We start from the raw sequence: 11,373 nt of genomic DNA, 5'->3' as shown, positions 1-11,373 counted from the left end.
TTCGGGGTAGTTCTTCCGCTTTGCCACCTTGGATCACTTCCCCTGGATGACGAAACATCCAGCGTCCAGGTGTCGGAATTTCGGGGGTCACTCCAATGCATTCCCCACCCCTAACTACACCCACCACAGAACGCTCACGTCTGGTGTGTGACTCACAGGTACGCAAAGTGAAGATCCAGTGGCTTCCGATCCCCTTGTGCGGCGACCCTGTCCTAGCCGGGGCATCCATCAGCGCACTTGCCTGTGACGTATGACGTGCGCGATGGGGCGAGATCAGGCAAATCCCGCCATCGCGCCAGAGCGAATCGGGCAGCACGCCCAATCCGGGGTGATGGGAATCACGGAATCTGCGAATTCCGTGCGAAGTGTTTGTCAAGTTCGACTGCGGTGAGTGGTGGCCGTCGATCGGGTGCTGGACGTGTCCGACCGGACCTGGCTGTCGACTGCGCCCGACCAGTGCCGGGGGCGCGCTTGATGGCTGTGCTCAGCCAGGGGCTGCTCGACGGATGTCCACTGCTACCGAGCACCGCGTGCTTCCAGGTCACATCCCCATCAGTGGGGGAGTCGGCAGGGACTTTTCAGGGACTTTCGGGTCTGCCCCAGGGACACTTCAGGGATTTTTCGCCGTGCAAGCAGAGAAGGCCCTGACAGCGCTGAAAGATGCAAACGCGCTGGTCAGGGCCTCGTCCGGGACTACGTCCTCAGCACTCGATGATGTTCACCGCGAGACCGCCCCGAGCGGTCTCCTTGTACTTGACGCTCATGTCCGCGCCCGTCTCCTTCATGGTCTTGATGACCTTGTCGAGAGAGACGAGGTGGCTGCCGTCGCCGCGCATCGCCATCTTCGCGGCCGTGACGGCCTTGACCGCCGCCATGCCGTTCCGCTCGATGCACGGGATCTGCACGAGGCCGCCGACCGGGTCGCAGGTCAGGCCCAGGTTGTGCTCCATGCCGATCTCGGCCGCGTTCTCCACCTGCTCGGGGGAGCCGCCGAGGACCTCGGCGAGCGCGCCGGCCGCCATGGAGCAGGCCGAGCCGACCTCGCCCTGACAGCCGACCTCGGCGCCGGAGATCGAGGCGTTCTCCTTGAAGAGCATGCCGATCGCGCCGGCCGCGAGCATGAAGCGGACGATGCCGTCTTCCCTTTCCTCCGGGGAGGCACCGCCGGTCACGAAGTTCACGTAGTAGTGCAGGACCGCGGGGATGATGCCGGCCGCGCCGTTCGTCGGAGCGGTGACCACCCGGCCGCCCGCCGCGTTCTCCTCGTTCACGGCCATCGCGTAGAGGGTGATCCACTCCATCGCGAGCGCCGCCGGGTCGCCCTCGGAGCGCAGCTTGCGGGCCGTGTTCGCGGCGCGGCGGCGCACCTTCAGGCCGCCGGGCAGGATGCCCTCGCGGGACATGCCGCGCGAGACGCAGGCCTGCATGACCCGCCAGATCTCCAGGAGACCCGCGCGGATCTCCTCCTCGGTGCGCCAGGCCTTCTCGTTCTCCAGCATCATCGAGGAGATGGAGAGGCCGGTCTCCTTGGCGAGCCGCAGCAGCTCGTCACCGGTGCGGAAGGGGTACTTCAGGACGGTGTCGTCCGGGACGATCGGGTTCTCGCCCGCGACCGCGTCCTCGTCGACGACGAAGCCGCCGCCGACGGAGTAGTACGTCTTCTCCAGGACCAGGGCGCCCTCGGCGTCGTACGCGAAGATCGTCATCCCGTTGGCGTGGTACGGGAGCGCCTTGCGGCGGTGCAGGATCAGGTCGGCGTCGAAGTCGAAGGGGATCTCGTGCGCGCCGAGGAGGTTGATCCGGCCGCTCGACTTGATGCGCTCGACCTCGTCGTCCGCCGTCTCGACGTTCACCGTGCGGGGCGAGCTGCCCTCCAGGCCGAGGAGCACCGCCTTGGGGGTGCCGTGGCCGTGGCCGGTCGCGCCCAGGGAGCCGTACAGCTCCGCCCGTATGGCCGCGGTGTGGGCGAGCAGGCCCTCGTTCTTGAGCCGGCGGGCGAACATCCGGGCCGCGCGCATGGGGCCCACCGTGTGGGAGCTCGACGGACCGATGCCGATCGAGAACAGGTCGAAGACCGAGATGGCCACGGAGGGACTCCTTGTGGGGGCTGGACGCCGTTGTCTGCCGGGGTGGTGCAGAACGAGCAGGAAGATCGAAACGGGACGCGACACGGGGTGGGGCACCGCGCTCACCTTTCAGTGTGCGCGATGCCCCAAACGTCCGTACGAACAAAAGGGTACGAAACTACTTCAGGCCGGGGTACAGCGGGTGCTTGTCGGCCAGCGCGGTCACCCGGGCCTTGAGGGCCTCGGCCTGCTCGCTGTCGAAGCCCGGCTTCAGGGTCTCCGCGATGATGTCGGCGACCTCGGTGAAGTCCTCGGTCCCGAAGCCGCGGGTCGCGAGCGCCGGCGTGCCGATGCGCAGACCCGAGGTGACCATCGGCGGACGCGGGTCGTTCGGAACGGCGTTCCGGTTGACCGTGATGCCGACCTCGTGGAGACGGTCCTCGGCCTGCTGGCCGTCGAGCTCGGAGTTCCGCAGGTCGACCAGGACCAGGTGCACGTCCGTGCCGCCGGACAGGACCGAGACACCGTGCGCGGTGACGTCGTCCTGGACCAGACGCTCGGCGAGGATGCGGGCGCCGTCCAGGGTGCGCTGCTGGCGCTCCTTGAAGTCCTCCGAGGCCGCGACCTTGAAGGAGACGGCCTTGGCCGCGATCACGTGCTCCAGCGGGCCGCCCTGGAAACCGGGGAAGACCGAGGAGTTCAGCTTCTTCGCGAACTCCTTCTTCGCGAGGATGATGCCGCCGCGCGGGCCGCCGAGCGTCTTGTGCGTGGTGGAGGTCACCACGTCCGCGTACGGGACCGGGTTCGGGTGCAGACCGGCCGCGACCAGACCCGCGAAGTGGGCCATGTCGACCCACAGGAACGCTTCGACCTCGTCGGCGATCCGGCGGAACTCCGCGAAGTCCAGCTGACGCGGGTAGGCGGACCAGCCCGCGATGATGACCTTCGGGCGGTGCTCCTTGGCGAGGCGCTCGACCTCGGCCATGTCGACCAGACCGGCCTCGTCCACGTGGTACGCGACCACGTTGAACTGCTTGCCGGAGAAGTTCAGGCGCATGCCGTGGGTGAGGTGGCCGCCGTGCGCCAGGTCCAGACCCAGGATCGTGTCGCCCGGCTGGGCGATCGCGAAGAGGGCGGCCTGGTTCGCGGAGGCGCCGGAGTGCGGCTGGACGTTGGCGTACTCGGCGCCGAACAGGTCCTTGACCCGGTCGATCGCGATCTGCTCGGCCACGTCGACGTGCTCGCAGCCGCCGTAGTAGCGGCGGCCCGGGTAGCCCTCGGCGTACTTGTTGGTGAGGACGGAGCCCTGGGCCTCCATGACCGCGACCGGAGCGAAGTTCTCCGAGGCGATCATCTCGAGGGTGGACTGCTGACGAAGGAGCTCGGCGTCGACGGCGGCGGCGACGTCGGGGTCCAGCTCGTGGAGGGGAGTGTTCAGAAGCGACATGAATCGATCCCTAGGGGTCTCGGGCCCGGTCTCAGCCGGCGGAGAACGCGGTGTACTCGTCGGCGGAGAGCAGCTCGTCCGGCTCGCCCGCGACACGTACCTTGAACAGCCAGCCACCCTCGAACGGAGCCGTGTTCACCAGGGACGGGTCGTTCACCACGTCCTCGTTGGCGGCGACGACCTCACCCGTGACGGGGGAGTACAGGTCGCTCACGGACTTCGTCGACTCCAGCTCACCGCAGGTCTCGCCCGCGGTGACGGTCGAGCCGACCTCGGGGAGCTGGGCGTAGACGACGTCACCGAGCGCGTTGGCCGCGAACTCCGTGATGCCGACCGTCGCGACGCCGTCCTCGGCGGCCGACAGCCACTCGTGCTCCTTGGTGTAGCGCAGCTGCTGGGGGTTGCTCATGACCTGATTCTCCTGGATCGGGGGAGTACTGATGGACGTGGGTCTCGCGGGCTGAGACCCGGGGTGGGACGACTGCGTCACTCGGGACGCTTGCCGCGCTACTTCTGGCGCTTGTAGAACGGCAGCGCCACGACCTCGTACGGCTCGTGGGTGCCACGGATGTCCACCCCTACACCCTCGGTGCCGGGCGTGGCGTGCGCCGCGTCGACGTACGCCATGGCAATCGGCTTTCCGAGGGTCGGCGACGGCGCGCCGGAGGTGACCTCGCCGATGACCTCGCCGCCGGCGACGACGGACATCCCGGCGCGCGGGACCCGGCGGCCCTCGGCGACCAGGCCGACGAGCTTGCGCGGCGGGGCGGTCTCGGCGCGCTCGGCGGCCTTCTCGAGCGCCTCGCGGCCGACGAAGCGACCGTCGTTGGTCGTCTTCTCGAACTTGACGACCCGGCCGAGACCGGCGTCGAAGGGGGTGAGGGCGGTGGTCAGCTCGTGGCCGTACAGCGGCATGCCCGCCTCAAGGCGGAGCGTGTCACGGCAGGACAGACCGCAGGGGATCAGGCCGACCGGGGCGCCCGCCTCGGTCAGCGCCTTCCAGACGCCCTCGGCGTGCTCGGGCTTCAGGAACAGCTCGAAGCCGTCCTCGCCGGTGTAGCCGGTACGGGCGATCAGCGCGGGCACGCCCGCGACCGTGCCGGGCAGACCGGCGTAGTACTTCAGCCCGTCCAGGTCGGCGTCGGTGAGCGACTTCAGGATGCCGGGGGACTCCGGGCCCTGGATCGCGATCAGGGCGTACGCGTCGCGGTCGTCGCGGACCTCGGCGTCGAAGCCGGCCGCGCGCTCGGTCAGCGCGTCCAGGACGACCTGCGCGTTGGAGGCGTTGGCGACGACCATGTACTCCTGCTCCTGGAGCCGGTACACGATCAGGTCGTCGAGGATGCCGCCGTCCTCCTGGCAGATCATCGTGTAGCGGGCGCGGCCCACGCCCACCGTGGAGATGTTGCCCACGAGGGCGTGGTCGAGGAGCTCGACGGCCTGCGGACCCGTGACCGTGATCTCACCCATGTGGGAGAGGTCGAAGAGGCCGGCCTTGGTGCGGACGGCGATGTGCTCGTCCCGCTCGCTGGCGTAACGCAGCGGCATGTCCCAGCCCGCGAAGTCGGTCATGGTCGCGCCCAGCGAACGATGCAGTGCGTCGAGGGCGGTCAGACGGGGGGCAGTGCTCATGGGGTGGCTCCCGGATCCCAAGGGCGGTTCGGTGACGAAACACATGACGGGCGAGGACGTCCTCCCCATCTGTCATGGAACCTGAGAGGTTCACCGAGAGCATCTCGTCACCGAGAGGTCGGCTTGCACCTTGGGTGGGGACACGGCAGGGTGTCCCGCTTTTCAGATCTGCCTCATCCACGCGGTACGGGGCCTGAGAGATTCAAGGGAGGGTCTTGCTCCTTCGGCGTCCGGACGCCTGGGGCGGTCCGGAACTCTCCCGCGCGGATTCGAGCGGCCGGTATGAGGTTGTATGGCGACTGAGCGCGCCTGGCGCGCACATCATTGCACGCGGGCTCCGCGTGGCACATCACTTGTATCTCATTACCGCTTCTTTACACTTTATGGGCAAGGGTCTCCCGAGGCCCGGCAGGGGGAGCAGCGATGAGGATCCAGCACACCGGCGCATACGCGCCGGGTACCGGCATACCGTCCCAGCGTGCCCGAGCCCGGACCAGGAGCAGAACGGGCCGCCGCGGCCGGATCCTGCGGGACCTGCGCGAGCGCGGCGGCCGGGGGCCCCGTGTCCTCACCTTCGCCGCCGGCGACCTCGTCGTCGTCTCCGGGCTGCCCGGCAGCGGCAAGTCCACCCTCATGAAGCGCGCCGCCGACGGCCGGGGCATCGACTCCCAGGACGCCCGCGAGCGCTGGGAAGCCCGCATGCCGCGCCTCCTGCCGTACGCGGTCTACCGCCCCCTGGTCCGGTTCGCGCACTACGCCGGGCTGCGCCGCGCCCTGCGCTCCGGCGCCAGCGTCATCGTGCACGACTGCGGCACCCAGTCCTGGGTGCGCGGCTGGCTCGCGCGCGAGGCGAGGCGCCGCGGCGGCGCCCTGCACCTGGTCCTGCTCGACGTCGCCCCGGACACCGCGCGCGACGGCCAGCGCGACCGGGGGCGTGGTGTCTCCGCGTACGCCTTCGCCCGGCACCGGCGGGCCGTCGGGCGGCTCCTGCGGACCGCCGAGTCCGGCAGCCTGCCGCCCGGCTGCGCCTCGGCGACCATCCTCGACCGGGACGCCGCGGACGCCCTGCGGAGGATCGGATTCCGCGACGTGACCTGAGAGCCGCCCTCTCGCTCGTACCCCCTGCTTTTGGCCACAGTGGTGCCAAGGCGGCGTTAGGGTGCTGCGGGGCGGTGCGGGAGGGCGCGCCCCCGCGAGATAGGGGAACAGGGACCGTGGACGTGACGTGGCCGGGCAACGAGCTCGAAGAGGTGCTGGACGCCTCGCTCGGCAACCCCTCCGCAGGGGGCCGACTGGTCGAGGTGCTGGGCCGCAGCCCCGTCTGGGTGCCCCTGCCCAACGGCGGCGGCCCCGACAGCACCGACCTGGATCTCGCCACCATGGAGATCGACGGCGCGGCCTTCGTCCCCGTCTTCAGCTCCGAGCAGCAGTTCCTCGCCTGTGTCGGTGCTCACATGTCCTACACGGTCGCCCCCGCCCGTGACTTCGCCCGCGGCCTGCCCCCGCAGCTCGGCATCGCCGTGAACCCCGGCGGCACGGTCGGCGTCCCGCTGCCCCCGCCCGCCGTCGCCGAACTCTGCCGCGTCGGCCGCACCCCGCTCGACGGCCCCGCCAGCGGCGGCCGCGTCCGGCTCTTCGAGCCCGACTGGCAGGACGACCCCGTCGACTTCCTCGCCGCCGCCTCCGCCGAGTTCGAGGCCACCGGAGTCGTCACCACCGCCCGCCGCGTCCTCGCGAGCGTCGAGGGCACCGAGCCAGCCCTCTTCGTCGGGGTCCAGCTCGCCGCCTGGGACGGCGTCGACCGCAACGCGCCCCTGGACGCCCTGGGCCGCGCCCTCGGCCGCGTCGAGGTCGCCTGGCCGGTCAACCTCATCCTGCTCGACATGGCGCAGGACCCGGTCGGCGACTGGATGCTGGAGCGGGTACGCCCCTTCTACCAGCGCGCCGCCGGGTGACCGGCACCCTGTTTAAGCTGAACTGAATCGGTAGCCGGACAGAGGACGTCCGGGCGGACGTGGTGAACGGAAGAGGGGCGGGACCCAGGGTGAGCGCGTCAGGCACCGCTGCGACCGGTCAGGTCGAGCACATGCTGCGCCAGGTGGCACCCGGACGCTACGACGCGTACGAGCGGCTGCTGCACGCCCTGGCCGACGGCGAGGTCTGGATGCTGCTCTGGCAGGGCTCGCCCGGCTCCCCCGACGCCCAGTACGGGAACATGGAGGTCGACGGCTTCGGCTACGCGCCCTGCGTCACCTCCGCCCAGGAGCTCGCCGCCTCCGGCTGGCACCGCGCCCACGAGCTCGTCACCGGCCGCGAGATGGCCCGCGCCCTCTACCCCGACCGCTGGGGGATCTGGCTCAATCCGCACGCTCCCGGCGGCGGTGTAGGCATCCCCTGGGCCGATCTGCGCCGCATCGCCACCGGCCTCGACCGGATGCCCGCGGGACCGCTGCGCGTCAGCGAACCCGCCCTGGAGATCCCGCAGTTCTACGCCCTGCTCACCCAGAACGCGCACCGCACCCCGGCCGTCCGGTCGCTGCGCCGCGGCTGGGTGCAGCCCGCGCTCGGCTCCCCGTACCTCGCCGTCGGACTCGACCTGTACGACACCTCCGCGGCCGCCGTCGACTCCGTCCGCGCGATGATGCGCCAGTCGATCTCCGCCGTGCCCGACGGGCTGCCCGTCTCGACGGTCGCGCTCTCCGACGCGTACGACCCGGTGGCCCTCTGGCTGGGGGCCCACGCGCGCCCCTTCTACGACCGCGAGGCGCACGCCGGACGCGGCTCCGCCGCCGTCCCGGGATACGGCTACCCGCCGCCGGCCCCGTCCGGATACTGAGACGCCACTCGTCCACGCTCGCACCCCAACGGCCTCCGGAGTTCTCTCCGGAGGCCGTCGTTCGCCCTGATACCGCATGCCGAACGCCTAGTTGGGCGACATGTCCGATTGCGGTGAAGAGGACCCGAGATGGTCCGCTCAGGTGATCGCGACGTCCGGATAACGGAAGTCGCAGCACCGCATCACGTTTGAGCAAACATTCCTCGTCAGGGCTGGCGGGTGATCGCAGACGCGTTGAAGACTCCCCGGAACACCGGGCGTTCGGAACCTTTCGAACCGAAGCCCAGCAGGTTGTTCCACCGAGCCGCTACCCGCGGCAGGGCAAGGGCCGGCTACCGGCGGCCGAGAGGGGTCCTCACCACGATGACGGCACCACTGCACGAGACGAGTGCGGGCGAGTCGACCGCCACCGTCGTCGGCGCGCCCGACGCTCCCGGCACTCCGGACAACTCCGGCACCTCCGGCGCCTCCGCCAAGGCGATCCAGGGCCGGTCGCCCTGGCAGATCGCCTGGACCCGCCTCAAGCGCGACAAGCTCGCCCTCGCCGGCGCCTTCGTCGTCCTCTTCCTGATCCTGGTCGCGATCCTCGCCCCGGTCATCGTCGGCCTCCTCGGCCATCCGCCGGACGAGTTCCACGAGGACCAGATCGACCCGCTCTTCGGTACGCCGATCGGGTCGTGGGGCGGCATCAGCTCCGACTTCCTCCTGGGCGTCGAGCCGGTCAACGGTCGCGACGTCTTCAGCCGGATCGTCTACGGCGCCCGGATCTCGCTGCTCGTCGCCTTCCTCGCGGCGGTCTTCGCGGTCGTCCTCGGCACCGTCCTCGGCATCGTCGCGGGCTACTTCGGCGGCTGGATCGACGCGGTCCTCAGCCGGATCATGGACGTCATGCTCGCCTTCCCGCAGCTGCTCTTCACGATCGCCCTGGTCTCGGTCCTGCCGACCGAGTTCCTCGGCCTCGACGGCTCGGGCGTCCGCATCGCGGCGCTCGTCCTCGTGATCGGCTTCTTCGGATGGCCGTACGTCGGCCGCATCGTCCGCGGCCAGACCCTCTCGCTGCGCAACCGCGAGTACGTCGAGGCCGCCCAGAGCCTGGGCGCCGGCCGCTTGTACATCCTGCGCCGCGAGCTGCTGCCCAACCTGATCGCCCCGATCATGGTCTACGCGACCCTCATGATCCCCACCAACATCCTCACCGAGGCCGCGCTCAGCTTCCTCGGTGCGGGAGTGAAGCCGCCCACCGCTTCCTGGGGCCAGATGCTGTCGACGGCCATCACCACCTACGAGGCGGACCCTGTGTTCATGGTGATCCCCGGCCTCGCGATCTTCGTCACCGTCCTTGCGTTCAACCTCTTCGGCGACGGCGTGCGTGACGCGCTGGACCCGAAGGGCTCCCGCTGACCGCTCGCCGACGAGCACCGACGACCCAAGACCCGCCCCTGCCGCTGTCGACAGGAGGCTCATCCCCCAACGGCGGACCGACATGACGGCCGTCATTACTCCGGAGGTTGCGAGACCCATGACTCTGATGAGCTCTCAGAGGCGCAGAATCGCCGCGGGCGCACTGCTGGCGGCGGCCACGATGGTCGTCACCACCGCGTGCGGTGGCGGCGGCGAAGGCAAGGGCGGCGAGAAGAACGACAAGACGTCCGCGGCCGGCTTCAACGCCGCCGTGAACAAGGTCGCCAACGCTTCGGACAAGAAGGGCGGCGAGCTGAAGTTCATCGGCTCGCAGGAGGCCGACTCGTGGGACCCGCAGCGCGGCTACTACGGCTTCGTGTGGGACTTCGCCCGCTACTACACCCGCCAGCTCGTCACCTTCAAGGCCGAGCCGGGTTCCGCCTCCACCGAGCTCGTCCCGGACCTCGCCACGGACGCCGGCAAGGTCTCGGCCGACGGCCTCACCTACACCTTCACGCTGAAGGACGGGGTGACCTGGGAGGACGGCAAGCCGATCACCTCCAAGGACATCAAGTACGGCATCGAGCGCATCTGGGCCCAGGACGTCATCTCCGGAGGCCCGATCTACCTCCAGCAGGTCCTCGACCCCAAGGGCGACTACAAGGGTCCCTACAAGGACACCGCCCCGGACAAGCTCGGCCTGAAGGCGATCGAGACCCCGGACGACAAGACCATCATCTTCAAGCTGCCGGTCGCCAACGGTGACTTCCTGCAGATGCTGGCCATGCCCGCCGCGTCCCCGGTCCGCCAGGACAAGGACACCAAGGCCAAGTACCAGCTGAAGCCCTTCTCCTCCGGCCCGTACAAGTGGCAGTCGTACACGCCGAACAAGTCGATGAAGCTCGTCCGCAACGACAAGTGGGACGCGAAGACCGACCCGATCCGCAAGGCGCTCCCGGACACCATCAGCGTCACGTTCACCACGAACGCCGACGACATGGACAACCGTCTGATCGAGGGCGAGTACGACCTCGACCTCAACGCCACGGGTATCGGTGCGGCCGCCCGCCAGAAGGCGCTCCAGCAGCACAAGAACAACGTCGACAACCCGCAGACGGGCTTCATCCGCTACGCGGTCTTCCCGCAGACGGTGATCCCCAACATCGAGTGCCGCAAGGCGATCATCTACGCGGCCGACTCCAAGTCGCTCCAGACCGCCCGCGGTGGCCCGCAGGCCGGCGGCGACATCGCCACCAACATGCTGCCCCCGGGCCTGAAGGGCGCCGACGCGAAGGCCGACCCGTACGGCAAGCTCGCCGGCGCGCCGGACCTCGCCAAGGCGAAGGAAGCCCTCGCGAAGTGCGGCCAGCCGAACGGCTTCAAGACCAAGATCGCGGTCCGTAACAACAAGAAGATCGAGATCGCGACCGCCGAGTCCCTCCAGCAGTCGCTGAAGGCCGTCGGCATCGACGCCCAGATCGAGCAGTTCGACGGCGCCCAGACCTCCGGCATCATCGGTTCGCCGAAGGTCGTCAAGGACAAGGGCTACGGCATCATCATCATGGGCTGGGGCGCCGACTTCCCGACCGGTCAGGGCTTCCTCCAGCCGCTGGTCGACGGCCGCTTCATCCTTCAGAGCGGTAACAACAACTTCTCCGAGCTGAACGACAAGGCCATCAACGGCCTGTTCGACAGCGCGCTGAAGGAGACCGACCCCGACAAGGCCGGCGAGCTCTACAAGCAGATCAACACGAAGGTGTCGGAGGCCGCGGTCTACCTGCCCTTCACGCACGAGAAGAACATCATCTGGCGCAGCTCCAGGCTGACCAACGTCTACACGGCGGACGCCTACAACGGCCGCTACGACTACGCGTCGCTCGGCGTCGTCAAGTAATCCGACCCGCTTCACCGGCGCACCACCCGCCGCCAGGTCCGAAGGGCAGGTGATGGCCGAGGGTGGCGGCCGGGGGACCCGATCGGGTCCCCCGGCC

General features: G+C 69.4%; 9 protein-coding genes and 2 riboswitches. Of the genes, 5 read left to right on the top strand and 4 right to left on the bottom strand.

The window, feature by feature from the left end; translation table 11 throughout:
* Window positions 1–701: 701 nt before the first annotated feature.
* The 4 genes from ACWFR1_RS39255 to gcvT all read right to left on the bottom strand — a co-directional run bounded on the left by ACWFR1_RS39255 (window position 702) and on the right by gcvT (window position 5,145).
* Window positions 702–2,087, bottom strand: a complete 1,386-nt coding sequence (locus ACWFR1_RS39255; RefSeq protein WP_453560634.1) for an L-serine ammonia-lyase — start codon at window positions 2,085–2,087, stop codon at window positions 702–704.
* Window positions 2,088–2,244: 157 nt separating this feature from the next.
* Entirely contained in the window at window positions 2,245–3,513 is a 1,269-nt protein-coding gene (glyA, locus tag ACWFR1_RS39250) for a serine hydroxymethyltransferase (RefSeq protein ID WP_453560631.1), read from the bottom strand.
* A 31-nt stretch (window positions 3,514–3,544) separates the two neighbouring features.
* A complete protein-coding gene (gene gcvH / locus ACWFR1_RS39245) occupies window positions 3,545–3,922 on the bottom strand; it encodes a glycine cleavage system protein GcvH (protein ID WP_453560628.1) in 378 nt (125 codons plus the stop codon).
* A 98-nt stretch (window positions 3,923–4,020) separates the two neighbouring features.
* Window positions 4,021–5,145: a glycine cleavage system aminomethyltransferase GcvT gene (gcvT, locus tag ACWFR1_RS39240; protein WP_453560625.1), complete on the bottom strand. Its 1,125-nt coding sequence runs from the start codon at window positions 5,143–5,145 to the stop codon at window positions 4,021–4,023.
* Window positions 5,146–5,204: 59 nt separating this feature from the next.
* Window positions 5,205–5,316: riboswitch (glycine riboswitch) on the bottom strand.
* Between the two features lies 1 nt (window position 5,317).
* Window positions 5,318–5,417, bottom strand: a riboswitch (glycine riboswitch).
* A 151-nt stretch (window positions 5,418–5,568) separates the two neighbouring features.
* Between gcvT and ACWFR1_RS39235 the strand changes: the two genes are divergently transcribed.
* The 5 genes from ACWFR1_RS39235 to ACWFR1_RS39215 all read left to right on the top strand — a co-directional run bounded on the left by ACWFR1_RS39235 (window position 5,569) and on the right by ACWFR1_RS39215 (window position 11,276).
* Window positions 5,569–6,243 (top strand): AAA family ATPase, encoded by a 675-nt coding sequence (locus ACWFR1_RS39235; RefSeq protein WP_453560623.1) that lies wholly within the window; start codon window positions 5,569–5,571, stop codon window positions 6,241–6,243.
* Window positions 6,244–6,359: 116 nt separating this feature from the next.
* On the top strand, window positions 6,360–7,100 hold the full coding sequence (locus ACWFR1_RS39230; RefSeq protein ID WP_453560621.1) for an enhanced serine sensitivity protein SseB: 741 nt from the start codon (window positions 6,360–6,362) through the stop codon (window positions 7,098–7,100).
* An 89-nt stretch (window positions 7,101–7,189) separates the two neighbouring features.
* Window positions 7,190–7,981, top strand: coding sequence for an enhanced serine sensitivity protein SseB C-terminal domain-containing protein (locus ACWFR1_RS39225; RefSeq protein ID WP_453560619.1), 792 nt, complete (start codon window positions 7,190–7,192; stop codon window positions 7,979–7,981).
* 363 nt (window positions 7,982–8,344) lie between these two features.
* A complete protein-coding gene (locus tag ACWFR1_RS39220; protein WP_453560617.1) occupies window positions 8,345–9,382 on the top strand; it encodes an ABC transporter permease in 1,038 nt (345 codons plus the stop codon).
* A 118-nt stretch (window positions 9,383–9,500) separates the two neighbouring features.
* Window positions 9,501–11,276: an ABC transporter substrate-binding protein gene (locus ACWFR1_RS39215; RefSeq protein WP_453560614.1), complete on the top strand. Its 1,776-nt coding sequence runs from the start codon at window positions 9,501–9,503 to the stop codon at window positions 11,274–11,276.
* Window positions 11,277–11,373 lie beyond the last annotated feature (97 nt).

This window comes from Streptomyces sp. NPDC055103, from assembly GCF_053607625.1.
This window is presented reverse-complemented; position numbering and strand designations above follow the sequence as displayed.